Source organism: Bdellovibrio sp. HCB185ZH (genome assembly GCF_047302455.1).
GTDB lineage: Bacteria > Bdellovibrionota > Bdellovibrionia > Bdellovibrionales > Bdellovibrionaceae > Bdellovibrio.
In genome coordinates this window covers 1,284,055-1,310,858 of the sequence record NZ_CP178624.1, presented here as the reverse complement: position 1 = coordinate 1,310,858, position 26,804 = coordinate 1,284,055, and the positions used below count along the sequence as shown (strand labels likewise).

The window sequence follows — 26,804 nt, the reverse complement described above, 5'->3', positions numbered from 1 at the left end:
TTTTGCTAATCTTGTTTGTCTTTTTGTTCATCCATAATTTTTTTCAAGCGTCCCACGAAGGATTTGAGCATACAGTTTGCCCATATCGGTAAGTCGTTTAATAACTCTTGAAATCCGTCTTCAGAAACTCGCACAACTACTACGTCGGTTACGCATTTGGCGGAAGCGGAACGGGGAGCATTGTCTAAAAGTGCGAACTCACCAAAGGATTCACCGTCGCCAATGCGGTTGATTTCAACTTCTTTACCCGCGCGATCCATGGTGCAGATTTTTACTGTGCCGGTTTCAATGATGTAGAAATGCTTTTCCACGTCACCTTGAAAGAAAATAAATTCGCCGGCCTTGTATTCCTGTTTGTGCAACTGCTCGAGTGCTGACATCCGTATCGCCTCTGTTTTTTGATTTTATACAAGAATTGTACACAGAATTGCGGACGGCGCGCAAGGGAGTTGAACTTGTCGAGAATGCGGTCTTATCATGGACCCATGAAAATGAAATACGTTTTATCCATTATGATCGCGTTAGGTAGCTCTTCCGGAATGGCTTTTAATACCGTGTTTGTCGGGGATTCCCACAGTTATGGTAAGTTTGGCGAAGAGATTGATAAGTATCTTCGAAGTGTTTCCAAGAACGTCACCTCCATTGCCAGCTGCGGATCATCTCCCTCAACCTGGATGGTCGAGGGGAAGAACTTCAAATCCACGAACTGCGGATATTGGAGACGAGATATCAAAGGTAAAGAAATTCGCGTGCAAGAGCATCAGGTGGATTCTTTGCCCAAAGAGCTCAGTGCTTTACATCCAGACCTGACAGTGATCGCTTTGGGCACAAACATATTGTCAACGCCGACGAATATTCAAAGTGAAAAAAAGTCGATCCAAGCCTTGCTTGATACTGTGAAAAAGAATGACAGCGAGTGTATCTGGATTGGACCGCCGGATACGAGCAATAAGAACCTGAAGCTGAACTTGGCTGACGGGGTGAAAGAGATCAAGGCCCTCGCTGAAAAAGCCAACTGCGCCTTTATCGACAGTTCTGAACTTACGAAGTATTCCGCAGGAAAAGGTGACGGCATTCATTATGGGCCCAAAGATGCCTCTGCCTGGGGTAAACAAGTGGTCGCAAAAATAGAAAAGCTGCCCCAAGTTTCCCGTGCTCGCGAAAAACAGGTGCAGCCTTTGCTTGATAACGATACGACGGGGACGACCTCGGAACCCGGCGCCGTCCGTTAGGACCGCGCTTAAATCAGACGGCTCAAATCTTTGACGTTTTTGATGTAAGAAATTTTCTTATCACCAGAAATTTTCAAATCCGCCAAGTGGCGTTTGTTTGAGTACGGAATCACGAAATGTTGGAAGCCGAGTTTATCAGCCTCTTTGATTCGGCTTTCAACGAATGAAACTCCGCGAACTTCGCCTGTCAAACCGATCTCTCCAAAGAAAACAGTTTTAGCGTCAAGATCACGACGGCCTTCCGTTGATAAAATGGCAGCAGCCACCGCTAAATCGGCAGCGGGCTCCACCAGTTTTAAACCTCCCACAACATTGACGAAGATATCATTGCTGGAAAGGCGCACATCCAAGTGACGATCCAAAACCGCCGTCAATAGATGCAGACGATTCACGTCAATACCCAACGAAGTACGACGAGGCATCGCCATATTCGTGGAAAGGGTCAGCGCTTGCACTTCACATAAAAGTGGGCGAGTTCCTTCCATTGAAGCAAAAACCGCGGAACCGATCAGTTGGTCGCCACGTTCTTCCAGGAAAAGTTCTGAAGGATTTAAAACCTCTTCCAAGCCTTTCGAATTCATTTGGAACACGCCCAGCTCATGAGCCGCACCAAAACGATTTTTCAAAGTTCTTAGCAAGCGGAAGTCGTAAGAAGTATCGCCATCAAAGGAAAGAACACAATCCACCATGTGTTCCAAAACTTTAGGGCCCGCGATCGTACCGTCTTTCGTGACGTGACCGATTAGAATGACTGCAATGCCGTCTTGTTTGGCAAGACCCATCAGGTGCCCGGCACACTCGCGAACTTGGGAAACTGAACCCGGTGCAGCCTGCAAGTCAGACAAGTACATGGTTTGAATCGAATCGACGACCAAGACATCTGGTTTTTTATGACGAGCGAGTTCCATCACATTGTGAAGGTTTGATTCAGCACCCACTTCGATGAGCGGGGAGCGTATCCCCAAGCGATGCGCCCGTGACCCAGTTTGGGATACACTTTCCTCGCCGGAGATGTAGAGAATTTTGCGCTTATCGTCAGCTAAGCCGCCGGCCATCTGTAATAGCAAAGTCGATTTACCGATGCCCGGTGATCCACCTAATAACACGAAGCTTCCACGCGCGAGACCGCCGCCCAGCACGCGATTCAGCTCCTGAAAGCCTGTATCAAAGCGATCCAATTTAATGGCCTCGAGGCTTTGGTCTAGAGAAACCGGCTTACCTGCACCAGGAGCAGTGCTCGTTTTTTCGACACTTCCTGTCGACCATCCTCTGGTTTTAGGCTCTTCCAGCTGCAATTCCTCGACGAAAGAATTCCAAGCGCCGCAGTCCGAGCACTTACCTTCCCAACGAGGTCGCTGGGCTCCACAATTTTGACAGGTATAGACAGTTTTATTTTTCGATTTTGCCATAGATATTCGGTATCATTGTTAAATGATGGTGACAAGGATGATGCCATCATTGCTAGTGCGCTGTCCGATTGATTTATTCAAGGCGGACCGGAGGAAGCCGTACAACTCGTACTGCGACGACGGGCCAACACAGAAGAAATCAATCGGACAGCGCACTTTTCGAGGGAGTGACGGGATGCGGACCACTAAGACAGTCAAATCTGTTTTGCTATCTATTTTGCTATCAGCGCCTCTGGCGATGGCTCAGTCTAATAAAGACGAGCTGGATTCTTTTAAGAAAGCATTAGATCAATTTAAATCTGGTAAATACGAGCAGGCCATCCCTACGTTTCAAACGATTGCTCAAAATAAATCTGAAATGGAAGAGTATGCGCGTTATTATTTGTCGCAGTCTTTCCTAAAAACTTCGAAATTGGATGAAGCTTACAAAGAGCTTGAGCAAATCCAAAAACTTTCTCCCAATGTGAAAATGACCATCGACGTGCAAACGACGATGGGTCAAATCGCGCTTGAAAAAAAGAATTACAAACAAGCAGCCGACATTTTCACTAAGCTTGAAAAGCGCACTCGCAATACAGAATCCTATCCGGAAGTCATTTACAACCTGGCAGCGGCAGAGCAGGGCTTGGGTAAGCGCGCTTTGATGTGTAAGTGGTTGGTAAAACTTTACGAAAAACATCCGGCTTATTCTAAAGTGGCGCATTGGGAAGTGGATTTAGCTTCTTCAAAATTTGAAGGCAAAGAAACCGCTTGTGCTACCAGCACGGAAGACTTCCGCACACGTGTCAGATACCTGCTTTTCGCTGGCCTTGATTCCCGCGCTCAAACAGAAATCAATGCGATGAAAAGCAATCTTGCTAAAGTCGACAAGTATCTTGCAGATAAATTGCAAGTTCAGTTCTACATGCAAGAAGGGGAGCTGGTTAAAGCGGTTGATCTTTTAAAGCCTTACTATGAAGAGAAAAAACGCGATTTCGATTATCTGATCCTGTTCGCATCAGCATCTGCTCGTGCGGGTGAAGTGCAATTGGCTGTGGGCTCTTACTACTCTGCTTACAAATTATCTCCGCGCTCTAAGACAGGTCGTCAGGCACTTTACCAATCAGCGTTCCTTAGCTATCAGTTCCAGGACTATGATGGGGCAGCTCGCAGATTCCAAGAGTTCATGAAGCTTTATCCAACTTCGGGTCTGTCAAAGGACGCGAAATGGCATTTGGCTTGGTTGAAATATCTGAAAGGCGATTACGCGGGTTCCTACAAAGCCTTCGCGGAAATGCAAAGCGAAAAGCGCAATAACAAGCGCGCGTGGAAGACTTTCCCGAATGACCGTGTGAATTACTGGATGGCGATGAGTCTGTTCCGCCAAGGTAAGATGGTTGAAGCCCGTAACAAGATGACGTCTTTATCCAAAGATCCTCTTTTGGGTTATTACGCGATCGCCGCGCAGGCTCGTTTGAAAAAGATGGAAGTGATTCCACTGCAAAAAGTAGCAACAACGAATTTGCCGGTCACTCCACGCATGATCGCACGCTTTTCTGCGAGCGAATTCTTGATGCCAAATGTGGATGATATCAGTTTCCGCGGTGATGATTCTGAATCTGAAGAAAACTTGATGATCACTCAGTACTCTGCTGATGACGAAAAAGAAAGTGACGAAGAAGCTGAAGTGGAAGCAAACCCAGACAATAAGTCTGTGGAAGTAGCCCAAGGTGAAGATGGAGCTCCAGCAGAAGGTGATGAAGCTTCCGAAGGCGGCGACAAAGCTGTGGCGTTCTCTTCTCCGATTTTGATGAAGCGTTTTGAGCGTGCGCGCGATTTGATGATCATTGGTGAAAACGAGTGGGCTCGTTGGGACCTTTATGACATCGAAAAGAAAACCCGCAACCGCGATTACTTGAAAACTTTGATGTCTGAGTACTCGACGGCAGGGCATTTTAACCGCTCTTCGTATATTGCTCAGGTGACGTTCGGAACGACTCGTGCTTCTCAAGGTGTTGAAGGCGGTCGTGCGATGTGGGAGCTTGCTTACCCACGCGCGTATTCTGATTCGGTTGATAAATACACAAAGCAGTTCACCGTTCCGACAGAGCTTGTTTGGGGCATCATGAGAGCAGAGAGTTCTTACCGTCGTGATGCGATTTCACCGGTGGGTGCTTTGGGTTTGATGCAGGTTATGCCATTCACGGGATATAAAGTCGCGACGTTGGTGGGTGATAAAGATTTTAAACCACCGCAATTGCTAGAACCAGATGTGGCTGTAAAAATCGGTTCTCGTTACTTGAAACGTTTGATGGACCGCTTTGATAATACGATTCCTTTGGTGGCTGCTGGCTACAATGCCGGTCCTCACAGAGTGAAAAACTGGTTGGTGTCTTTCGGTACTTTGGAAACGGATGAGTTCATCGAGCACATCCCATTCCTTGAGACTCGTAACTATGTAAAACGTGTTGTGTCCAACGCGTATGTTTATGCAAAATTGTACGGCAACAAAAAGGATCTTTTCCCATACCTATCTGAAGCGGTGCCCGTTAAGGTCAATGCAGAACTGGTTGGCAAAGAAAACTGGGACGACATTTAGTATTCGTCTAAGAGAGCAGCATTGATTAACAACTGGGTGCGTTTTTTACTTAATAAGGCGATTGAGATTATTGCGTCACTGGCGGTGCTAGTGGCGCTTAGTTTTTTGTTGCTGAAGGCGCTGCCTGGCGGGCCCTTTGATAATGAGGCGGCTCTTCATCCGACGGTTCGTGCGGCCCTGACTGAGCAGTGGGGGCTTCAGGATTCTACCGTCGCCCAAGTGTCTAAATACTTTGCTTCCTTGGTTCGTGGAGATTTGGGTGTGTCGATGGCTCACCCTGATTTGCGAATTTCAACGATGATTGCCAATGGCTTTAGCAATACTCTGAGTCTGAATCTGATTTCATTGGTGCTGGTTATCGTTGGGGCTTTTGCTTTGGCGCTGCTATCTCAGCGTTACAGTGGGGGCTTATTCGAAAAGACAGTGGATCAGTTGATGATTACGTTTATTTCTTTACCCAGTCTGTTCTGGGGACCCTTGCTGATTTACCTGTTTGGTTTCTATTTTAATCTTTTGCCGACGGCTTTCTTAACTTCTCCCGTACATTATATTTTGCCGGTTTTAACTTTAAGTCTGCGTCCCATGGCCTCTTTGGTTCGTCTGCTGAAAACATCCTTAAAAGAGAATTATCGCTTAGACTACGTTCGCACTGCCAAAGCCAAAGGTGTGGAGGAGGGCGATGTCCTGCTTCACCACGTGCTTCGCAATTCGATGATTCCATTTTTAAGTTATCTGGGGCCTTTGCTTGTGGGTTTGTTGTCGGGCTCGTTCCTGGTAGAAATGCTTTTTGCGATTCCAGGATTAGGCGGGCAGTTCATTATGGCATTGGGTGATCGCGATTACACATTGATCGTTGGCCTGACGCTTTTTTATGGCACGTTGCTGATTATCGTGAATTCCGTGATTGATATTTTAATGCGCGCCGTGGACCCAAGAATTCAGGAGGAGATGTGATGAAACGTCCTTCGGTGATTCTGGCGATTTCTTTTTTAAGCGTTTTGATTTTAGCGGTGTTGATCGGTCCGTTTGTTTTCACCCAAGGCTTTGAGCAAAATGTGGATCAAATTCTGCTGGCACCTTCTTGGGCTCATTGGTTTGGTACAGACTCTTTGGGTCGTGATCTGTTTGCGCGAGTTTTGCTGGGTGCGCGTGTGTCTTTGACCGTCGGTGTTGTGTGCGCGATTTTAACGTTTTTGATTGGTTTCACTTATGGCTCAGTCGCTGGGTGGTTTGAAGGCGTGCTGGATCGGATGATGATGCGTTTTTGTGACATCATCATGGCAATTCCAAGTTTCATCTTGGTAGCCGTATTGTGCTTAAGCGTGCAGGTGATTCTGCCCATCGCAGATCCGCAGTGGGCGGCTTTGGTCGGATTGTGTGTGGGGATTTCCTTTACCCATTGGATTAACATGGCTCGGGTAACTCGCGGCATGGTCATTGAAACGAAACGCAAACCCTTTGTCGAAGCCGCGATCGCAGTCGGTGGTAATCGTCCGCATATTTTACTTCGTCACATCCTGCCTAATATCGGAAGTACTTTGTCGGTTTTGGTGGCGATGCAGATTCCTACCAACATTTTGTATGAAAGCTTTATGAGCTTTATCGGGATCGGTGTTCATCCTCCCTATACCAGTTGGGGTATTTTGGTGAGTGAAGGATGGAAGACTCTTTCAAGCTTTCCGCACCTGATTTTATTCCCAAGCTTGGTGTTGTTCCTGACGGTCTGGAGCTTTCACATCTTGATCGATAATCGGGAGCAGTCGTAATCCGGGTGAACGTCGTTCGAACGCTAGTCGCCCCGATGCGGGCGCAAGTCTTTTTATTCAGTGAAGTGGAAAACCATTTTCCAGTAATTGGAAAAGCTGTTTCAAGATTTAAAAAAGTATTCTTAACGAAGCTGCAATATCCACTTCCGCAGCGGCAGTGGATATTGCAAATCCTTAATTGCAAAAAAAGGCCCCGTTATCAGAGGCCGTTTTATTGGGTATCTAAATGATTTTGTGATCCTGAACTTAAAACTTATAAGTCAGATCCAAGTAGTGACCAAAGCCCGAAGTTTCCCCGGCAAAGCCACCGCTTTTGAACAAAGCCATGTTCTGATAGTACTTCAGCCCGTACCCTGCAGCATACTGCTTAGAGTGCCAGTAAATACCATTGAACCACTCTAGCGACCAGCTTGTGCGATTCACATCGTCAGCAATCTTGTCAGCGCCGAATTTATAATCCAGGTAACCCTGCCAAGTGATGAAGGATTGGTTTTCGAAATTCACGAAGGGCTTAAACCAGTTCGTTGAAAGGATATAACCATTCCATTCGCCCTCATCAGAAGCGCCATAATTTTCGCGCACGTGACGAGCCATCAAATTCGCACCCAATTTACCCAGCCACGGGATTTGAATATCAGAACCAAAACCAATGTATTCTTCAAACAAAGCACGGTCGCCCACGTTGAACAAAGTCGCCACGTACCACTCTTGCACCGGACCCAAAGTCAGATCGTGGCCGGTCATGTAATCCAAAGAAAAGCGGGGAGCGAATTTGAAAAAGAAGTTATCGTCTTGAGTTGAAGATTGAGAAGTATCACCATGACGATCGCTGTTTGGAGAATTCAAAATATCAAAGATATCCAAATAACCATAAAGATCCACGATCCCAGAGCGTCCACCAAACTCCATCTCAAAATATGTGTCTTGCTGATTTTCGAAAGGAATCTTGTTGTCGATTGATTGCATCAGATTGAACTGCAACCAACGATAGTCACCTTTATGAATGTCACCGTCAGTGGCTTTGGCGGCAAAGGCAGATTGAATCGGGCAGAGCGCAAATACAAACAACAACGTACTGAACATCTTTTGAATCATAAATTCTCCTGAGCAACGAACGAGTTCAGTGACTGTAGGTTCGCACAGCAGATGTGGTCAAGGCCGTCCGCACTGCATCCCCAGAAAGTGGCAGGCACCTTTTTGGTAAATGGGAATATTTGTTAACTTTTGTGATTAGAAAATGTGATGTGATCGAAAAAACAAAAGGCTCTCGAGTGAGAGCCTTTATGCAGTGAGTGAAGCAAAAGGTGCCTGGCACCTAAACGTTGAAGCGGAAGAATAAAACGTCGCCGTCTTTTACGACGTACTCTTTACCTTCGACACGGTATTTACCCGCGTCTTTGACCGCTTGCTCGGACTTGTAAGTGAACAAGTCTTCGCAGTGATAAGTTTCAGCACGGATGAAACCTTTTTCGAAATCCGTGTGGATCACGCCCGCTGCTTGTGGAGCTTTCGTGTTTGCACGAATTGTCCAAGCGCGAACTTCTTTTTCACCGGCAGTGAAGTATGTTTGCAGACCCAAAAGCGTGTAAGCTTCGCGAATCAAACGGTTCAAACCTGGCTCTTCCGCACCCAAAGCCGCCAAGAAGTCTGCGCGGTCTTCAGGTGGCAACAATGCGATCTCTGCTTCCATCGCAGAACAGATCATGATCGTTTTGTTGTTCTCTTCAGCAGCGCGAGCGATAACGGATTTAGTCCAGTCATTACCACCAGCTGCGAAATCAGAATCAGAAACGTTCATAGCGTAAAGAACGGGTTTAGCAGTCAACAAATGCATTTCTTTAAGAAGAGACGCTTCAAAATCGTCCAAAGTAACAGAACGAGCTGGAAGACCTTTACCCAAAGCTTCTAGAACTTTCTTAGCGACTTCAACTTCCGCTTTCAATTTCTTGTCAGTGGAGTTCTTAGCTTGTTTTTCGATACGTTGAAGACGTTTTTCAACTGAATCCAAGTCCGCTAGCAAAAGCTCTGTATTGATGATTTCGATGTCACGGATTGGATCCACAGAACCCGCAACGTGCACGATATTTGGGTCGTCAAAGCAACGAACCACGTGAACGATAGCGTCTGTTTGACGGATGTGAGAAAGGAATTGGTTCCCCAAACCTTCACCTTGAGAGGCACCTTTTACGATACCTGCGATGTCCACGAATTCCATAGTAGTTGGAATTACTTTTTGTGGCTTGATGAAGGAAGTGATTTTATCCATACGAGGATCTGGAACTGTTACAACGCCCACGTTCGGATCGATTGTACAGAAAGGGTAGTTGGCAGCCTCAGCCTTAGCTGAAGTCAACGCATTGAAAAGCGTACTTTTACCAACATTCGGAAGACCGACGATACCGACTTGTAAAGCCATGTGTAACTCCTAAAAGAACTAAATTATAACACGGGGAAATGTAGCTTACCCGTTGAATTTTGTCGAAGCTTTTTGAATGCCATCTAGAATGATGCTCTCAATTGCGTCGATACCTTTGTTCAGGAAGTCCGGCATTTTATCGAACTCTTCCTTCGTAAATTTCCCCAGAACGTAGTCTGCAACAGGATAATTCGGATTTTCCGGGCGGCCCACGCCGAGTTTGAGTCGGGCATAGTCCTGGGTTCCCATCAATTGCGAGATACTTTTGATTCCGTTGTGTCCGCCGTGACCACGGTTTTTATGAATCTTCATTTGATTGAAGGGCTGGTCGATGTCGTCGTGAATCACTATCAGGTGATCCAGAGGGATTTTATAATAGCCCATCAAAGGCTGCACCGACTCGCCAGAAAGATTCATGTAGGTTTGGGGTTTGCAGAAAAAGAGAGTGTGACCTTGCCACGTTGCTTGCGCCACTTCGGCTTTGAATTGATTTTTAATAGAGGGATTACCCAGGCCTTGCATGAAATAATCCACAGCCATGAATCCGATATTGTGACGAGTGAGTTTGTACTCTCCGCCAGGATTTCCAAGACCTACAACCAACCATGAAGACATAAATACCTCGTTAAGCCGTAATCAAAAAAAAAGGCAGCCCTTTTGAGGGAGCCGCCTTTTTGGAACTGCAACAGTTTAGAACTATTTTTTCGCAGCTGGTTTTGCAGCAGCTGGAGCAGCTTTCGCAGCAGCAGCAGGTGCAGCAGCTGGAGCAGCGGCAGCAGCCGGAGCAGCAGCAGCTTCTTCTTCTTGAGCAGATACAACTGCGATAGTTGTGTCAGCAGAAGAGATCAATTTAGCAGAGCCAGTGATTTTCACGTCAGATGCGTGAAGAGCGTCGCCTACTGCCAAGTTAGAGATATCAGCTGTGAAGAATTCTGGGATCTCAGTTGGAAGAACTTCGATCTCGATTTGACGGTTAACTACGTTCAACATACCACCTTCAGACAAACCAACTGGTTTACCTTCAAGACGTACTTCAACGTTAACGCGAACTGCTTTTTTAAGATCAAGAGCGTAGAAATCAACGTGTTGTGGGCGACGAGAAACTGGGTGAACGTCAACTTTTTTAACAAGTACAACGATACCGTTTGCAGATTTCTCAGTAGATTTTAGGTTGAAAAGAGCATTTTCGTAAGCACGAGTGTTGTACTTAACCATGTCTTTTTCAGATACAGTTACGTTAACTGGAGAGATAGCTCCGTAGATAACTGCTGGTACTTGGCGGTTAACGCGCAATTCGCGGCTGTTACCTTTACCAGTTTGACGAGCTTCAACGTTTAGTTCGATTCTGTTTTTCATTTTGTCTTCCTTCTAGTCCGATAGAGGATTGTTAGTAATCGCTCCTTGTGGGAGCATTTCTGTTCTGCACTCCGACTTCGTCAGAGTAATTTTTAATCAAACAAGCTGCTGACAGAATCATTTCCGTGGATACGCTTGATCGCTTCAGCCAAAACTGGAGCTACGGATACCACTTCAATTTTCCCGCAGGTTTTCGCTGCTTCCGATAACGGAATCGTGTCGGTCACCCAAACTTTTTCGATCGGGCTGTCCTTCAAACGGGCGATGGCAGGGCCTGATAAAACAGGGTGCGTTGCAACAGCGAACACACGTTTTGCCCCATTCTTGTAGAGACTGTCAACTGCTTGTGTAAGTGTTCCAGCCGTATCGATCATATCGTCCACGATCACGGCAGTTTTTCCAGTCACATCCCCGATCAAATGAAGCGCTTTTGCCTCATTGGGGCCGGAACGGCGTTTATCGATGATGGCCATGGAGGATTCGATGCGTTTTGCAAAGGCGCGGGTTCTTTCCACTCCCCCGGCATCGGGACTCACTGCAACAAAGTCAGAGCCAATACCGTGGGATTCGCGCCAAGCACGAGCCAGGGTAGGGATCGCGAACAAGTGATCCACGGGAACGTTGAAGAAGCCTTGGATTTGAGCCGCATGCAAATCCACGGAAACCACGCGGTCAGCGCCGGCCGTCGTGATCAAATCCGCCATTAGTTTCGCAGAGATAGGGGCGCGAGGAGCGACCTTTCTGTCTTGGCGTGCGTACCCGAAATACGGGATCACGGCCGTGATGGAAGCTGCCGAAGCTCTGCGAAGAGCGTCCAACATCACGAAAAGCTCCATGTAGCTTTGGTTCACTGGAGGGCATGTACTTTGGATCACAAAGACATCCTGACCTCGAACACTTTCATGAATTTCTACTTGGATTTCGCCGTCGGCGAAAGTGCTGACCTCGGAGTAACCGAGTTCGATTCCGGCAGCCGCAGCCACCTTCTTTGCCAGCTCAGGATTGGAATTAGCGGTAAATAGTTTAAGGCCCTTCATCATTACTCAAGTCTCCAGAGTTGACCCGACAGTGTCGGAATAGGGTTATGTTTGGAGGACACTAACAAACCGTTATTACAGAGTAAAGTTAGGAACGTTTTTTATTCTAAAAAGCGGAAGAAATAAGCAGTTTTAGCGGGTTTTGGCCGCAGCGGGTAAGAAGAAATCGTACTTGCGGATGGCTCACATTCGTCAGACGGGGGAGTAGAGTGCTAGCCCAATCTCCAAAGGCCTTGGTCTACATTTGGTGTTCGAACGCAAAACTTTCTCTGAAAAATGTCAAGAAGCGGTAAAAATAAGACGTAACAGCATAAGAAATCTTGAATCTTATAAAGGAACTTTGAAATGAAGAGTTTGATCACGGGTCTTGTCTATGCGTCTTTGACAAGTCTTCTAATTTCTTGTTCCTCGGGCGGAGACTCAAGCGGTGGAGCAGTTGCAGCGCCTCCAGATGAATCATCGCAGTCGCCAGTGCCGACGCCTTCTCCTTCTCCCACTGTGACACCTTCTCCAACTGTTTCTCCAGAACCAACCGTGACACCGTCACCAACTGTGGCTCCGACAGTGAACCCGGAACCGGCTCCTACGGTTACTCCGTCGCCAACGGCTTCGCCAGCTCCTTCGCCGGAACCAGAACCTACTGTGACACCGTCACCGACGGTCACGCCTTCTCCAACGGCGAGCCCTTCTCCGGAACCGACTGTCATACCATCACCAACTGTTTCCCCGGAACCTACGGTCACACCGGCACCCACCGTGACGCCTTCTCCGACGGCTTCGCCAAGTCCATCACCTGAGCCGACGGTGACGCCATCTCCTACAGCGAGCCCTTCACCATCACCTTCCCCAAGTCCTTCGCCATCACCAGCTCCTGTGATGAAGTGTCCGACGAATTTTGAATTGGTAGGTGCGAATTCTTCGCTGGGAACTTCGGCGTTCTGTATCGCTAAATTTGAAATGAAACAAAGTTCCGGCTCTGCGGTATCCACGGCTTCGGGTAAGCCGTGGATTGCGACGAAGGCAACGGCTGCAGCTGCCTGTACAGCTCTCGGGATTACGTACCGCTTGCCGACGAATGCAGAGTGGAATGCGACAGCTCTGGAGATTTATAATCGCGGAGAAAACTGGACGGGTGGAGTCAAGCTTTCCGGAAATCTGTATACCGGTTATTACTCTGGCTGGAGCGAGCCGATCGCTGTAAGTAACACCGCAAATCCTTACGACGGAACCGGAAAAAGCAAAGACGAAGAACGCCGTACCTTTGTTCTTGCGAGCGGTTCAGTGATTTGGGACTTCGGCGGCAATGCTTGGGAGTGGGTGAGCGACACTATTTATGGCAATTCCTACTCTCCTGATTTGTCGTCACCGTATGGGCGTAATTATCATAACAATAACTGGGACGTGAAACCCGGCTCGAAAGCGATGCTGGATTTCACAGGTATGACCGATACCCCTAAGAAAGATGTTTTTATGGGAAATTTATTCGGGGGCAGTTCGGGTAAAGTGATTCGCGGGGGAGCCAACTGTGTTAACAACCGAGGCACCGTGGGAATCTTCACTGCAAATATTGGCGACATTACAGCCAATGAGGTGCAGGCTCCAGCTTCGTGGGGCATCAGTATTCAAAACGTCGGCTTCCGTTGTGTAGCGACTCCCGGACAGTATTAGAAAATTAATTTTTTGCACGTACCGAATTCAGCGCGTTTCAGTTTGAACGTATCGAAAATTTTTTTAGCGCGTTTAACAAAAAAGCCGATCTTGCGATCGGCTTTTTATTTTTTTAGATATTTCCAGTTTCTTTAAGTTTCGCCAAGAATTGTTTCGTGGCTTGAGCACGGTGAGAGTGTTGCGCTTTGAAACCGCTCGCCAGTTCTGCCAAAGTTTGCGTTTGTCCTTCCGGAATGAACACAGGATCATAACCAAAACCGTGCAAACCGGCAGGTTTTGAAGCGATCGTGCCCTTCATCTCGCCGGTGAAAACCCATTCCTCACCAGTTGGCGTGTAGACAACTGTCGTGCAAACGAATTTCGCGTTCTTGTTTGCCATGGGCTTCAAAGTGATCATCTTCAAAAGTTTCGAAACGTTTTCGCTGTCAGAAGCTTTCGGGCCTGCATAGCGAGCGGAGTGAATGCCTGGAAGATTGTTAAGGCCTTCCACTTCAAGTCCTGCGTCTTCTCCTAAAACCCAAACATTGTTTTTAACGGCGCGCAAAGTTTTAGCTTTGATACGGGCGTTGTCCAAAAATGTTTTGCCGTCTTCTGGGCGGGGAGTGAAGGAGGCGATTTCACCTTGATGATGAAGGTTTAGATCCGCCACTTCGTTTAGAAGAATGCGGTATTCGGTAAGTTTGCCTTTATTGCCAGTTGCAATCCAAAGTTCCATCTACAAACTCCTTTATTTAAACGCCAGCCAAACGGTAAGCTTCGCCCACGATCGCTGCCTGGTGAATGAATAGTTCACGACAACCTTTTTCGGCGACATCCATCATCTTGTTCAATTGCTGACGAGTGAATGGCATGTGTTCCGCTGTGCCTTGAACCTCAATGAAAGTCCCTTTGTCAGTCATAACAAAGTTCATGTCGGTGCCAATGGCGCTGTCTTCGTCGTAATTTAAGTCTAACAAAATATTGTCATTGTGAAGACCCACGCTGATCGCAGAAACGTAATTGATCAATGGCATGGATTTGATTTCGCTGACCGCCGCAAGCTTTTTAAGAGCGAGTGCTAAAGCCACGTAACCACCAGTGACCGAAGCCGTGCGCGTGCCACCATCGGCATTCAAAACGTCACAGTCGATGATGATTTGTTTCTCGCCCAATTGTTTCAAATCAACAGCGGCGCGCAAAGAACGACCGATCAAGCGAGAGATTTCTTGGGTGCGACCCGAGTTCAAAGATTTTTCGCGTTTGTTACGAGTGTGAGTCGCGCGAGGAAGCATACCGTACTCTGCTGTCACCCAGCCAGCACCAGTTCCCACCAACCACTGCGGAGCTTTCGCTTCGTAGCTTGCAGTGCAAAGCACTTTAGTTTTACCAAATTCTACAAGAGCAGAGCCTTCAGCGTATTCAGCAACATTCGGTGTAATTTTAATGTTTCTTAATTGATCAAACAGACGGCCGTCGCTGCGCATAGGTACTCCTTGAAGCGGCTGATGAAAAACATCCATCTGCGGCGTTGTCGGGTGCGGTCCTCGCTCCGACGTACCAGGAGTACGCCTGCGCTGCGGTTCGCTCCCTCCGCCTTGCATCTGAATGTTTTTGATCAGCCTCTATAGAATGGTTAGAGGCCCCTAATTTAAGTTCTTGGCCGAGGAGTTGTCCATCTTTTCTTTGTATGAGACGAGGGCGTTATAGATTTTTTCGGCGAGATCTTTTTGATAATCCTTCTGTTGGAGGCGTTTGGCCTCGCGCGGATTCGAAATAAAGCCAATCTCAATTAACACAGCAGGCATAGAGGTCTTGGAGATCACATAAAAGGGAGCCTGTTTGATTGTAGCCTGCATAGCGTTTTCGTCGTTTTCCCAGATCGTCGTCAGCGCTTTCGTCAGGCGCAGGCTTGAGAACATGCGGTTTTGACGGCGGAGGTCTTCAACGATCGCAGCGATATCCCCTTTTTTGGAAAGTTCGTCGCCCCCAGAAATCGTGTGCAGGTCGCGGGCATTCATGATGGCTTGATTTTCCTGATTTGCTAAAAACAGACTGTCTTCATCAGAAGGCATATTGTTTTGAAAGAAAAATTCCACTCCGCGAGCCCGTTGATCCAAGGCTGCATTGGCGTGAAGGCTCACATACAAATCTGCATTGGCTTTTTCAGCTGTTTTCACGCGCTCGGGGAGCGAGATGGCGCGATCTTTTTCGCGAGTCATGGTGACAGTGAAGTTTTCATCTTTGCTTAAAAGAGTTTGCAGCTTTTGAGCGACCGTTAAAACGAGTTCAGCTTCACGGATCGAATTGTAAACTGCTCCCTTATCAACACCCCCGTGACCCGGGTCAATGACGATATGAAAAGAGGCGAGAGCAGGAGTTGCCCACATACTCAGCAGCAGAGCACAAAAAGTCTGTTTCGTTTTGAGAGAGATCATCTTCTATAAGTAGAAATTCTGCCGTCAGTTCTGTCGAGTCCAGTCAGACCGAGTTTTTTTTGATCCAGTAGGAAGGCTAGGAGTTGGGCCGACAAAGGGCGCTCTTCGTCTAAAACCTCGACAGTGGTAGTGAACCGAGGGCTGTTTAATTTGATTTGAACATAATCTTCGCTTGGCACCTCCATTGCTCTAGTACTAAAGCAACCCCCCCTTGCGACCAGGACCCTCCCCCCCCATCCTGGTCGCTTTTTTTTTGCCCAAAATGCATATATCCTAAGTTCCTGTTAGATAACATCTATAGGAGACAGACATGCATTCTAAATCACTGGGAATTCTTCTTGTTGCAGCACTGATCACATCGACAGCGACTACAAGAGCCATGGCACAAGCCGACAGCAAACAAATTGAAGCCGAAGAGGCAATTGCGGATTCTGAAGGCGCAAAGGCTGAAGCTGCCGAAGCGAAACGCCGTGCGGAAGAAGAACGTAAAGCCCGTGATAAGGCACGCTCTGAAGCACAAACTGCTATTGCTAAAGCACGTAACGCTGAAGCAGAAGCAAAAAGAGATCAAGCAAATGCCGAGCGCGACATCGCAAAGCTAAAGGCTGAAGTAGCTGGTCACGATCGTGATAAAAACAAAGCTGAAAAAGAACAAGCTGAAGCGATCGCTCGCAGCAAAGCCGCTCAGGAAAAAACTGAAAAGCAAAAAAAGGTTCTTGAAGAAGCTGTAGCTCATAAACAAGCTGAAGAAAAGAAAGCTTCCGAAATGAACTCTCAAGCGAAAGATCTTGAGAAACAGGCAGCTAACGCGACTGAAGCGGGTATGAAAGCTACGAGAGAAGCTGATGCAGCGAAACTTGAATCTGCAAAAGCGACTCAAAATCTTTCTAAAACTAAATTGTTGGTTGAAAAAGCCGTTGCTGAAAGCAAAGCTCGTGATGCTAAAGCCAAGCAAGACATTGCTCGTGCCGAAGCTGAAAAATCTAAAGCTGAAGCAGAGATGGCTCGTTTGAAAGCTCAACAAGAGCAATCAAAAGCAATGGTTGAAAAAACTGAAGGCGAATTGAAAGCGGCTACAGAAGAAGCTAAAAAGCTGAACTCTCAAGCTGAAGACGAGCGCAAAAAGTTGAACGACATCAAAAAAGACGAAGAAAAAGTTAAGCAAGCAGCTGCAAAAGCAAAACAAACGCTTGAAGACAACCGCATGAAGTACCGCGCTGAAGAAGCTAAAGCTTCCCAAGAGTTGGCTCGTGCAAGAAAGTCTATCGAAGATAACGAAGCTGCAGCGAAACAAGCTGACGCAGAGCTTGCTAAATACAAAGCAGCAGCTGAAAAAGCTAAAGCAGAGCTAGAGCAAATTTCTTCTCGCATGGAAGATGCAAAAAACAAAGCTGAAGACGCAAAGATCCGCGCTGAAACAGTGAAAGCGGAATCTGAAGCCGCTGAAGCTCAAGTTGAAGCCGCTAAAATCAGAGCAAGCACAGCAGGTGTAAACTTGAATGCACCAGCGGCGGCTCCGGCAGCTCCAGCTAAGAAAAAGAAAAAGTAATTAAGTTTTAAAGCTTAAAATAAAAACCCCGGTGATGAACCGGGGTTTTTTATTTCCGCGCTACCAAGAAGAGGTGCGTTAATCAGCTTGTTAGCTATTTCTTGTCTTTTACATCTTCGCAGAATGGCAGAGTATAAGATTGGCTGCCGTGTTTAAAGTTCACTGGCTGACCCGTTGTTAGGTGAGCCGGGCTGAAGACTAAGTTCGACTGTGCTTTTTTGGGAACTAAATCGGCACGGGGCCTGCCGCTGTCATCCAGATGAATCTCTAAGCCCCATTCCAGATATTCCAAATTATAAGTCACCAGGCCGTGTTGTAAGCCTTGCTTCGCGCGCAGCTTGTCTTTTTTAAAGTTGATGCACGAAGGTTTAAAGGTCACGTCACTCACGCGAGTTTGAATGCCGTCGAAGGCTTTGTTTTTTTGATCAACATCCCACAACACCACGTATTTGCTCTGCGCGTGAAGTTTATTAAGTTCCGCGTTGACGTCGGCGTTGAATGATTTCATCAAAGGATCAGTAAAGCGACTGATCAGGCTTGCAGTGGCTCCGCGAATGCTTTCAGAAACTATCGTTTTATTGCAGTCAGGATGCGGCGAGCTTGCTGTTGCGAGCCCCGGAATATTCAAGCACGCAAAGTTAGAGCCAAAGCTTACGTGATAAAACGGGGCTTTCTTAAGATTCACATCCGCGGCAGTCCCCATTGAGTTTAAAAGGCCCTTAACTTCCATCGAAGAAGTCATCAATGGGGATCCGGAATTACCTTTCATGGTTTCGCAAGGAACCATCGCGATGATCGGACTTTTAACTCCGGTAAAGAACGGATTCGCCAAAGAGTTTTGAATCGCGGGGCAAGTGACCTTACGTAAGATACCGGTGCCCTTGTCAGTCGGGTCGATCTTAAACATCGTCACAGTCTCACCATCAGAAAAGCCGCTGGTGTTGATCGGCGCATGCATGCGGGGAGCTTTTTTAGCTAATTTGAAGATCGCCCAGTCTGGAGTTAGGGGGGTGTCTTTGAGCGGCGAAGAAATAAATTTAATCTGTTCACAATCTTCATGTTGTTCTTCCCGGCTGCGAGAAGCGGGGAAGGTCACAACAATGCGGCCCTTACAAGAAGCATCGTTTTGACGAATGTCTTCCGGGATACAATGCAGATTCGTCGCCACGGTGTCTTCAGCAACCAAAACTCCGGTACAAACTGATTTTCCATCCTGAATAAGTCCCACCACGGGTTCTGGGCAGGCATCCAGGTTTTCACAGGTCACCGGATAGGGTGCTGGTTTCGCACTCGCCGGGCTCTGTATCAAAATGAGAATGGAAAATATCATGAAGGTTTTCACAGATAACTTATCGGTGATTATTGAAACCTGCAAAAGCTAGTTGCGACAGTTTATAAGAGCCCAAGAGCGGCTCTGTCGCTGCCCTAAAAAGTCTGACCCGCGGTATTCCATGAGTGAGCGTGGCAAGGTCTCTTTCGCTTTGTTTGGAGCTAACAAATTCAGTGAATCATCTTGAATCACTTTTCTCTTGCGCAGTTCTGCGCACGCGGATTGCAACATAATCCTTCAGGCAAACGAAGTCTTCCTACTCACGTCCACTCAAAGGAGAGAAACCATGGCCACAATTCCCTATGTTATTGAAAGCACCGCAAGCGGCGAACGTTCTTATGACGTGTACTCGCGCCTATTAAAAGACCGCATCCTGATTTTAGGCTCTGTAGTAACGGATGAAGTTGCAAACGCACTGATCGCACAAATGCTATTTCTGGAATCAGATAACCCTGATAAGGATATCCATCTATATATTAACTCACCCGGTGGTTCGGTGTCGGCGGGGCTCGCGATTTATGATGTGATTAATTATATCAAATGCGATGTCGCAACTTACTGTATCGGTGTCGCTGCCAGTATGGGTTCTTTCCTGCTCTCGGCAGGCGCACCCGGAAAAAGGTTTTCCATGCCCAACAGCCGCATCCTGATTCATCAACCGCATTTAGGAGAAGGCGGCATCGGTGGGCAGGTGAGTGATATTGAAATCCACGCGCGTGAACTCGTGCGCTCGAAAAAGAAATTAATCGACCTTTACGCCGAACACACCGGTCAAAGCGCCAAACAACTGACGAAGCTGATGGAGCGCGATCATAATATGACCGCTCTCGAAGCTAAGGGGTTGGGTTTGATTGATGGAGTGATCGAGTCGCGAAAGAAGAGAATCTTAAAGAATGCCGGATAAAAAGAAAGGGGGCCTTGATGGTCCCTTTTTTATTCTCGAGGGCTAAAAAGTTGCGTTTTCTATCCATAAACACAATGATATTTAAATGCAGAAGTGTAGAAAAGTTAAAATCGTGCGACCAAATGGCCCTAGTCTTTTTGTTGTAGTTGGCACGGGAGCAGTTGATTCGAATATCATAACGCCGGAAGCTTTATGCGAAGCTCTAGGTGCTACGGTCATTCAGCATACAGTTTCAGATGAAAGTGAAATTCGCATGGCGATTACTTCAGCGATCCAGCCGTTAAGAAGAAAGAAAAGCGCAATTATTTTTGAACTCGGCATTCACACCGGAAATGATGTCCAAATTTTCCACAGTGAGAATCTTTCGGAGAACATCATTAGACCAGCAATTCACAACATTGAGATTATTGGATACAGGACTCAGAAAGTTGGAACAGAAAACTCTCGAATCCCAAAAATCGCTAATTGTAGGCTAATTGGCGTCAGTGTGCCCAACAGAACGGTTGAAACCGGTCAGTGGTTAAAAATAGTTGATGAGACTTTGAACTTAGTAGGCGGTTTCGCTTTAATTGAGGAGAGGCAGAAGACGTGGTCGATATTTACCGTCGTTAAAAAGTGTTTTACAGAAATATTTGAATTGAAAAAGTTGGGGTTATTTCAAAAAGCCGGTTTATTTATTTTAACTGGTATTTTAGTATGGGCCGCAGTTTGGAGTTGGATGTCGCTTGAAGGTGTGATCCTGCCAGCTCTATTGCTAGCAGCCCTGGCTTTTCCTGTTTCTTTGTTTGTCATAGAATGCTTCTCCGTTATGTGGAGCGAGATTCCTTATTTGCGCGATTTCGACTCTGGTTTATTTGCAATGCTGACTTTATTTTTCATCGCCGTGGTGCAATGGGTTTTTATAGTTCCCTGGATAGCACATAAAGTAGATTTTCTTATTAAGAAACGTAGATAAAAAAAGGGACCTTGATAGGTCCCTTTTTCTTTACATGGGCTGAACAGATGTTTGTTGCAGTTGTTGTTGGTCGGATTCGCCGCCGCCGCGGTAGTAAACTGTTTGTGTTGGGTAGGCGAAATCTACTTTTAGCTCCGCTGCAATTTTTAGGATCTCGATAAAGATTGCTTGTTGTTTTTCCATTTCTTCAGGTCCGGTGTAAACTTGAAGATGAAATTGCACCAAAACATTTAACTGAGAATCCGCATAACCGTTAAAGTTCACGGTCACGGTATCTGGTACAACAACAGACTCCTGGCGAATGGCGTAGCGAACGCGATCACAGAATTCTTTGATTTTATCTGGAGGCGTTTCGTAAGCGATGCCGATGATCTGACGAACCCGGCGGAAAGGTCTTACTCCCATATTGTCGATGGTTTCTTTCGCCATCATGGCGTTTGGAATCGTGATCACGGAATTATAGAAAGTTCTGATGCGAGTGGATCTAAAGCCAATCTCCTCAACTGTTCCTTCCATGTCTTTTACTTTCACCCAGTCACCCAATTGGAAAGGGTTGTCGATCAAGATTGTCACTGAACCAAAAAGGTTGGCAGCAGTATCTTGAGCGGCAAGGGCTAAGGCCAAACCACCCAGTCCCAGACCCGCCATCAAAGACATCACGTTTAAACCGAAGCTTTGCAGGATCAACAAGAAACCCAGGATGACGACCAGGGCTTTCATCGTTTTTGTTGCGAATGGAACGAGGTTGTCGTCCATTTTGCTTTCAGTTTTTGCAGCCACATCGGCAAAGACAAAACCCAAAGCGTCCACGCTATAGTAAACCAGGCGGATCACATGGAAACCCAGCATACCTTTTAGGATGTACTCGTAGTACGTTTCAAATTTTCCAGTCACTTCGATCGCATCATCAATTGCGAACCACAAAATGATGATAAAGATCCACGCCAACGGGCGTTCGATTTCAAATCTAAAGAAATAAGCCGTAAAGCTTTTAACGAACTTTTTAGCGATCGGGTTGTGGGTCTTTAATTGTTTAAAGCACCACTGAACGATGGGACGAAGGGCAAAACCGGCAACGATGCCGCCGATCAAAATAATCCACTTCCAGTTAGGCATCACCAGATAGGTATGTTTTAACAGGGCTGTGAACTCGGCAGAAAACCACTGTGTACCTTCAAATAAGAACTTTTCCATCACATCACCTCAATTAGTTCATTTGCAGGTCATGACCTGTATAGATCAAAACCAGGATCACGATACCCAGCAAAATACGGTAGTAACCAAAACCACGAAAGCCATAGCGACTGACAACGCCGATAAAGAACTTGATCGCAATCATGGCCACGATAAATGAAACCACCAGGCCCACCAGCAAAATATTAATCTGCTGAGGTTCGATGGTTTTATAGATTTTTAAAAGTTTATACAAAGTGGCTGCTGCCATCGTTGGAACGGCTAAGAAGAAAGAAAACTCGGCCGCTTCCTTTTTATTCATTCCTAACGTCAAACCACCCATGATCGTTGCGCCGGAACGAGAAACACCCGGGATCATTGCAATCGCTTGGAATAAACCCAGCTTCACTGAGTCTTTATAAGTCAGATCGTTGGTGGTGCGACCCACAGCTGTCAGGTGAGCGAATGCCTTGTCGGACCACACGAGCACTAAGCCTCCCAGGATCAGCGACCATGCAACAACTTGTACGTTACCCAAAAGGTGCTCAACCACATCCTTCGCCAAAAAACCAATGATGGCAGTCGGCAGGAAAGCCACGAACAATTTTTTATAGAAACCCCAGTTTGGTAAAAAGCGTTTCCAGTACAAAACCAGAACTGACAAAATCGCACCGAACTGAATGATGACCTCAAATGCTTTGGTAAATGTGTTTTCTTCGATGCCCATCATCGAGCTTGCGATGATCATGTGACCGGTGGAAGAGATGGGGAGGAACTCGGTGATTCCTTCAACGATACCTAAAATAATAGAATGCAAATAGCTCACAGATGCCTCGAGTTTCAATGTTGATCATCAGCCCGCAATATTCTTGTAAGCTTCATTGCTGTGTTCAACTTTCGATCACGCGTGTCATTAAAATAAGCTGTAGTTTAAAAAATATCTGTTTTTCGTAAGAAATCCGAATATGATTTTCGATAACCACGGAGGGAAATATGAAACGTGCATTACTAATGGGTGCAATGTTGGTAGGGTCGCAAGCATTTGCTGGCGAGTACTTGGTTAAGTACAACAACACGAGCGCTCTAAATATGATGAACTCGATGTCTTTGGTATCGGCTTCTGCTTTGAACGTGATGGATCACAATCAAAACGCAAGCTTGGTTAAAGTAGACATCATGAAAAAACAAGAAGCTCAAGTTTTGGCAACTTTGTTGTCTCAACCGGGCATCGAATACGTAGTACCGAATGCAAGAATGAAAGCATTCACTCACTCAGTTGACACGGCTGCATTGCGTGAACAATGGGCGATGGGCAAAGTTAACGCTGAAAAAGCATGGCAACGTGCTGGTAACAAAGGTAACAAAGGCATCATCGTAGCAGTTATCGACACTGGTGTTGACTACACTCACGAAGCTTTGTCTCCAAATATGGTAGCAGGCTACAACTTTAAAGATAAAAACAACGACCCAATGGACAAAACGTCTTACCAAAACCCAGGTCACGGTACTCACTGTGCTGGTGTTATCGGTGCGACTGGTTTGGTTGATGGTGGTATCGTTGGTATCGCTCCAAACATCTCTATCATGCCTCTTCGCTTCTTGGGCGAAAACGGTTCTGGAGATTTGAATGACGCTATCAAAGCGATCGACTACGCAGTTGAAAAAGGCGCGCAAGTGATTTCTGCTTCTTGGGGTGCTACAATTCCAAGAAATCAAGCAGCTCCGCTTGTTGAGGCTATCAAACGCGCTGACGATAAAGGTGTTATCTTCGTTTCTGCTGCTGCCAATGACGGTAAAAACAACGATACAACTGAAGTTTACCCAGCAAACAATGGTTTCCCGAACTCAATCACGGTTGCGGCTTCGGGTCCTAGCGATGCGAAACCATCTTGGTCAAACTACGGGACTGCGACTGTTCACGTAGCTTCTCCAGGTGAAGATATCATGTCCACTTTGCCGAAGAATAAATACGGCAACTTGTCTGGTACTTCCATGGCGACTCCGCTTGTTTCTGGTATCGTAGCGCTTATGAAATCTCAGGACCCTTCTTTGACGGGTGCTCAGATCCGCGCGATCTTGCAAACAACAGGTGCTAAAGTTTCTATCCAAACTGCTTGTAACTGCCGTGTTGATGCGTTCAACGCAGTTGACGCTGTTTTGGCTAAGAAAATGGTAGTGGTTCCAGCAGCAGCGACTTTGGCAGCTAATGAAACAGTTAACTTGGCGATCTTGAACGGTAAAGCACCATTCAAATTCACAAGCAGCAACTCTGGCGTTGCATCTGTTAACGACAGCGGTGTTATCACTGCGGCTTCTAACGGTACAACTGCTATCACTGTGACTGATGCTGATGGTAAAACAGCTTCTACATTGGATATCAACGTAGGTAAAAAAGCTTCTCAAAACCCAGGTAATCCTGATCCAGGCAACCCGGGTAACCCAGGCGATGGTTCTTGCCCAATTGGCGATCAGTCAATGTGCGATATCATCTGCCAAATCAAACCGGATCTTCCATTCTGTAAACAATAGTTTGGCGAGAAACATAAGAGTTTGATTACTTGAGAAAGGGCTCCATTTAGGAGCCCTTTTCTTTTTTGTTGTGTGAATGCGATTCTTTCTTAATAATTAATGTCATATGAAAAGAAAACCTTGGGCCATCATCGTACTCGCACTTCTTCACATCATCGCGCCTCTTGGAAGCTTTATCTTTAATGCCGTCCGAGCGGGACGCACCTTCGAAGCACAGTGGTATTTTTGGACAAAAGTGCTTCCACCGATGTTCATGGTTATTTATGTTCTTTTGCCGATTCTGGCGGGGATCTTCATTTACCTTTGTAAACGCTGGTCTTACTGGGCTTATCTTGGCTGCTTGTTGATTATCTTTATCACTAACGTGATGGCTTTCATCAACAGCATGAGCTGGCTCAACTTCTTCTATCTTTTGGGTGTTTTGGTGGTGGATCTTTTGGCTGTTGCCTACTTTGTGGTTCCAGCTGTTCGCCAGGTTTACTTCGATCCAAGAATGCGCTGGTGGGAAGCGGCTCCACGATACGTTTTCAAGAATCCAGTGATGGTCAATGGTTCTGAAGGCGAAATCAGCAATATCTCTAAAGGTGGTATGTTCGTTCGCACCTCTTTGAATCTTTTTGAAGATCAAAGCGTGAACCTAGAGTGGCAATTTGAAGGTGTCACGTATAAGGGCCTTGGCACAGTGGTTTTCAAAAAAGCCACGGGTGATGGTTACGGCATCCAGTATAAAGAGTTGGATTCTCCTTCTGAAGTGAAGGCACTTTGTAGTAAGTTAAATTCTCGTGGCCAAATGGTTCCGGAGCGTTTGCCGGGACCTGAAGACAGCTTCGGTGTTTGGCTTAAAAAGGTCTTCAAAAATCGAGAAGGCTTGTTCCCTAAAAAATAGGATCCAAGTAATGTCTTTTTATTCGCAAAGTTTCCCGCATTTGAAGGTGTCTTTAAAGAAACATCAACTGTGGGTGACTTTGGATAATCCTGAACAAAGCAATGCGATCACTTACGAGATGATCGATTCTTTGACCAAAGTTCTTCGCCATGCTGATTTTGATTCTGAAGTTCGGGTGGTCGTCCTAACCGGCGAGGGTGCAAATTTCTGTGCGGGCGGAGACGTTAAAGCCATGGAAAATAAAACCGGGATGTTTGCGGGGGAGCCAAACGAGCTTCGCATGCGCTATATCCACGGTATTCAGCAAATTCCAAAATGCATCGAAGAACTTTCCACTCCACTGATTGCCATGGTGAATGGGGCCGCGATTGGTGCGGGCTGTGATCTGGCGATGATGTGCGATCTGCGTGTGGGTTCTGATAAATCCAAGTTTGGCGAAACGTTCGTGAAGCTGGGTTTGGTTCCGGGTGACGGTGGCAGTTTCTTTTTACAAAGAGTGATTGGTTACTCTCGCGCGATGCAAATGTCATTAACGGCTGATTTGGTTGTGGGGGAGGAAGCCTTTAAGTGGGGACTTCTGAACTATTTTGCTTCGGGCGATTTACTTGCTGAAACGGAAAAAGTGGCAGAGAAAGTCGCTGCCAATGCCCCGGTTGCCATGCAAATGACTAAGAAATTGATGAAGGCCGCGTACCTGCAAGATTCCAATAATGTTTTGGAGCAAGCTGCCGCGTATCAAGGGATTACCCAAAGAACTCAAGATCATTTCATCGCTTTGCAAGCAATCAAAGAAAAGAAATCCCCTGAATTCAGCGGGAAGTAATCTTTGATGGATCTGCAAACGTATTTATCCAATAAAGAAAAACTAAAAAACACCGGTCCCGTTTATCGGGAGCTTTGTGATGCTTGTGTGCAGCCATCTTTTAGCTGTTACTGCGAACATGTAAAATCCTTTGATCCTGGAATGGATGTGGTGATTTTGATTCATCCGATCGAGATGAAACGCAGAATCGCCACGGGACGCATGTCGTATTTGGTGTTAGATAATTCTTTTTTGATACGAGGGCAGGATTATACCAATGATCCGGAAGTGAACGAGCTTTTACAGGATCCGAGTCGTCATTGTGTGATGCTTTATCCGGGGAAAAACTCTGCGAATTTAAGCGAGATGAGTGTCTCTGAAAAATCCGAACTGGTGCCTCAAGGAAAACGTTTAACTTTGTTTGTAATCGATGGGACCTGGGCGACAGCGGTTAAAACCATTCGTCAAAGTACGAATTTGCAGACCATTCAACGCATTTGTTTTTCTCCTGATAAACCTTCTAATTTTCGCGTGCGCAAGCAGCCTAAGTCTTTTTGCTATTCTACGATCGAAGCGATTCATCAAACAATCGAACTTGTCGGCGAATCGTTAGGATTTTATATTCATTCCCGCAGACATGATGACTTGCTTTATGTTTTTGATAAAATGGTCGAGCGCCAAATCGAGTGTGCTAAAAGTGGCGAAGCCAAACCAAGACATCTTAGGTACAGTCGTGATCTGAAGAAGCAATTGGGTCTGACTGGAAAAGTTTTTTAAGGATCGGAGTTTATCTGGGACAA

At 46.4% G+C, this 26,804-nt stretch carries 25 protein-coding genes; 12 read left to right on the top strand and 13 right to left on the bottom strand.

Annotated features, from left to right (window positions below; genetic code table 11):
• Window positions 1-5: 5 nt before the first annotated feature.
• A complete protein-coding gene (locus ACLSU7_RS06385) occupies window positions 6-380 on the bottom strand; it encodes a Crp/Fnr family transcriptional regulator (RefSeq protein WP_413294725.1) in 375 nt (124 codons plus the stop codon).
• Window positions 381-485: 105 nt separating this feature from the next.
• On the opposite strand from ACLSU7_RS06385, the gene ACLSU7_RS06380 reads away from it, so the two are divergent.
• Complete coding sequence (locus ACLSU7_RS06380; RefSeq protein WP_413294724.1) at window positions 486-1,232, top strand: SGNH/GDSL hydrolase family protein; 747 nt, start codon at window positions 486-488, stop codon at window positions 1,230-1,232.
• An 8-nt stretch (window positions 1,233-1,240) separates the two neighbouring features.
• Here ACLSU7_RS06380 and radA read toward each other — a convergent pair whose 3' ends face one another.
• A complete protein-coding gene (gene radA / locus ACLSU7_RS06375) occupies window positions 1,241-2,641 on the bottom strand; it encodes a DNA repair protein RadA (protein WP_413294723.1) in 1,401 nt (466 codons plus the stop codon).
• Window positions 2,642-2,816: 175 nt separating this feature from the next.
• On the opposite strand from radA, the gene ACLSU7_RS06370 reads away from it, so the two are divergent.
• From ACLSU7_RS06370 to ACLSU7_RS06360, 3 genes are read left to right on the top strand one after another with little or no spacing between them, the layout of a single operon-like run.
• Window positions 2,817-5,219: a transglycosylase SLT domain-containing protein gene (locus ACLSU7_RS06370; RefSeq protein WP_413294722.1), complete on the top strand. Its 2,403-nt coding sequence runs from the start codon at window positions 2,817-2,819 to the stop codon at window positions 5,217-5,219.
• Between the two features lie 21 nt (window positions 5,220-5,240).
• Window positions 5,241-6,173: an ABC transporter permease gene (locus ACLSU7_RS06365; RefSeq protein WP_413294721.1), complete on the top strand. Its 933-nt coding sequence runs from the start codon at window positions 5,241-5,243 to the stop codon at window positions 6,171-6,173.
• Window positions 6,173-6,985, top strand: a complete 813-nt coding sequence (locus ACLSU7_RS06360; protein ID WP_413294720.1) for an ABC transporter permease — start codon at window positions 6,173-6,175, stop codon at window positions 6,983-6,985. The genes ACLSU7_RS06365 and ACLSU7_RS06360 overlap by 1 nt, the downstream gene beginning before the upstream one ends.
• Before the next feature lie 246 nt (window positions 6,986-7,231).
• On the opposite strand, the gene ACLSU7_RS06355 is transcribed toward ACLSU7_RS06360, so the two are convergent.
• The 5 genes from ACLSU7_RS06355 to ACLSU7_RS06335 form a co-directional block, all read right to left on the bottom strand.
• Entirely contained in the window at window positions 7,232-8,080 is an 849-nt protein-coding gene (locus tag ACLSU7_RS06355) for an outer membrane protein OmpK (RefSeq protein ID WP_413294719.1), read from the bottom strand.
• Window positions 8,081-8,300: 220 nt separating this feature from the next.
• Window positions 8,301-9,401 carry a redox-regulated ATPase YchF gene (gene ychF, locus ACLSU7_RS06350; RefSeq protein ID WP_413294718.1) on the bottom strand — a complete coding sequence of 367 codons (1,101 nt, stop codon included), beginning with the start codon at window positions 9,399-9,401 and terminating at the stop codon, window positions 8,301-8,303.
• Between the two features lie 45 nt (window positions 9,402-9,446).
• Window positions 9,447-10,016 (bottom strand): aminoacyl-tRNA hydrolase, encoded by a 570-nt coding sequence (gene pth / locus ACLSU7_RS06345; protein ID WP_413294717.1) that lies wholly within the window; start codon window positions 10,014-10,016, stop codon window positions 9,447-9,449.
• Window positions 10,017-10,097: 81 nt separating this feature from the next.
• Entirely contained in the window at window positions 10,098-10,757 is a 660-nt protein-coding gene (locus ACLSU7_RS06340) for a 50S ribosomal protein L25 (protein ID WP_413294716.1), read from the bottom strand.
• 92 nt (window positions 10,758-10,849) lie between these two features.
• A complete protein-coding gene (locus ACLSU7_RS06335) occupies window positions 10,850-11,797 on the bottom strand; it encodes a ribose-phosphate diphosphokinase (RefSeq protein WP_413294715.1) in 948 nt (315 codons plus the stop codon).
• A 342-nt stretch (window positions 11,798-12,139) separates the two neighbouring features.
• Here ACLSU7_RS06335 and ACLSU7_RS06330 point away from each other — a divergent pair, with 342 nt between their 5' ends.
• Window positions 12,140-13,462: an SUMF1/EgtB/PvdO family nonheme iron enzyme gene (locus tag ACLSU7_RS06330; RefSeq protein WP_413294714.1), complete on the top strand. Its 1,323-nt coding sequence runs from the start codon at window positions 12,140-12,142 to the stop codon at window positions 13,460-13,462.
• 112 nt (window positions 13,463-13,574) lie between these two features.
• Here ACLSU7_RS06330 and rdgB read toward each other — a convergent pair whose 3' ends face one another.
• The 3 genes from rdgB to ACLSU7_RS06315 form a co-directional block, all read right to left on the bottom strand.
• Complete coding sequence (gene rdgB, locus ACLSU7_RS06325; RefSeq protein WP_413294713.1) at window positions 13,575-14,177, bottom strand: RdgB/HAM1 family non-canonical purine NTP pyrophosphatase; 603 nt, start codon at window positions 14,175-14,177, stop codon at window positions 13,575-13,577.
• Between the two features lie 16 nt (window positions 14,178-14,193).
• Entirely contained in the window at window positions 14,194-14,925 is a 732-nt protein-coding gene (rph, locus tag ACLSU7_RS06320) for a ribonuclease PH (protein ID WP_413294712.1), read from the bottom strand.
• 159 nt (window positions 14,926-15,084) lie between these two features.
• The gene (locus tag ACLSU7_RS06315) at window positions 15,085-15,828 is read right to left on the bottom strand and encodes an N-acetylmuramoyl-L-alanine amidase family protein (protein ID WP_413294711.1); all 744 of its coding nucleotides are present in this window, start codon (window positions 15,826-15,828) and stop codon (window positions 15,085-15,087) included.
• A gap of 358 nt (window positions 15,829-16,186) precedes the next feature.
• Between ACLSU7_RS06315 and ACLSU7_RS06310 the strand changes: the two genes are divergently transcribed.
• Window positions 16,187-17,425 (top strand): hypothetical protein, encoded by a 1,239-nt coding sequence (locus ACLSU7_RS06310; protein ID WP_413294710.1) that lies wholly within the window; start codon window positions 16,187-16,189, stop codon window positions 17,423-17,425.
• A 94-nt stretch (window positions 17,426-17,519) separates the two neighbouring features.
• On the opposite strand, the gene ACLSU7_RS06305 is transcribed toward ACLSU7_RS06310, so the two are convergent.
• Entirely contained in the window at window positions 17,520-18,767 is a 1,248-nt protein-coding gene (locus tag ACLSU7_RS06305) for a trypsin-like serine peptidase (RefSeq protein ID WP_413294709.1), read from the bottom strand.
• A 274-nt stretch (window positions 18,768-19,041) separates the two neighbouring features.
• Here ACLSU7_RS06305 and ACLSU7_RS06300 point away from each other — a divergent pair, with 274 nt between their 5' ends.
• Both ACLSU7_RS06300 and ACLSU7_RS06295 read left to right on the top strand, forming a co-directional pair.
• Entirely contained in the window at window positions 19,042-19,659 is a 618-nt protein-coding gene (locus tag ACLSU7_RS06300; protein WP_413294708.1) for an ATP-dependent Clp protease proteolytic subunit, read from the top strand.
• An 85-nt stretch (window positions 19,660-19,744) separates the two neighbouring features.
• The gene (locus ACLSU7_RS06295) at window positions 19,745-20,614 is read left to right on the top strand and encodes a hypothetical protein (protein WP_413294707.1); all 870 of its coding nucleotides are present in this window, start codon (window positions 19,745-19,747) and stop codon (window positions 20,612-20,614) included.
• 30 nt (window positions 20,615-20,644) lie between these two features.
• On the opposite strand, the gene ACLSU7_RS06290 is transcribed toward ACLSU7_RS06295, so the two are convergent.
• Both ACLSU7_RS06290 and ACLSU7_RS06285 read right to left on the bottom strand, forming a co-directional pair.
• A complete protein-coding gene (locus ACLSU7_RS06290) occupies window positions 20,645-21,808 on the bottom strand; it encodes a mechanosensitive ion channel family protein (protein WP_413294706.1) in 1,164 nt (387 codons plus the stop codon).
• Window positions 21,809-21,821: 13 nt separating this feature from the next.
• Window positions 21,822-22,613: an undecaprenyl-diphosphate phosphatase gene (locus tag ACLSU7_RS06285; protein ID WP_413294705.1), complete on the bottom strand. Its 792-nt coding sequence runs from the start codon at window positions 22,611-22,613 to the stop codon at window positions 21,822-21,824.
• 167 nt (window positions 22,614-22,780) lie between these two features.
• Here ACLSU7_RS06285 and ACLSU7_RS06280 point away from each other — a divergent pair, with 167 nt between their 5' ends.
• The 4 genes from ACLSU7_RS06280 (at window position 22,781) to ACLSU7_RS06265 (ending at window position 26,781) form a co-directional block, all read left to right on the top strand.
• Window positions 22,781-24,316 carry a S8 family peptidase gene (locus tag ACLSU7_RS06280; RefSeq protein ID WP_413294704.1) on the top strand — a complete coding sequence of 512 codons (1,536 nt, stop codon included), beginning with the start codon at window positions 22,781-22,783 and terminating at the stop codon, window positions 24,314-24,316.
• Window positions 24,317-24,422: 106 nt separating this feature from the next.
• Window positions 24,423-25,202 (top strand): PilZ domain-containing protein, encoded by a 780-nt coding sequence (locus tag ACLSU7_RS06275; RefSeq protein WP_413294703.1) that lies wholly within the window; start codon window positions 24,423-24,425, stop codon window positions 25,200-25,202.
• A 10-nt stretch (window positions 25,203-25,212) separates the two neighbouring features.
• Complete coding sequence (locus ACLSU7_RS06270; RefSeq protein ID WP_413294702.1) at window positions 25,213-26,025, top strand: enoyl-CoA hydratase-related protein; 813 nt, start codon at window positions 25,213-25,215, stop codon at window positions 26,023-26,025.
• 6 nt (window positions 26,026-26,031) lie between these two features.
• Window positions 26,032-26,781, top strand: a complete 750-nt coding sequence (locus ACLSU7_RS06265; protein WP_413294701.1) for a tRNA-uridine aminocarboxypropyltransferase — start codon at window positions 26,032-26,034, stop codon at window positions 26,779-26,781.
• Window positions 26,782-26,804: the final 23 nt, after the last annotated feature.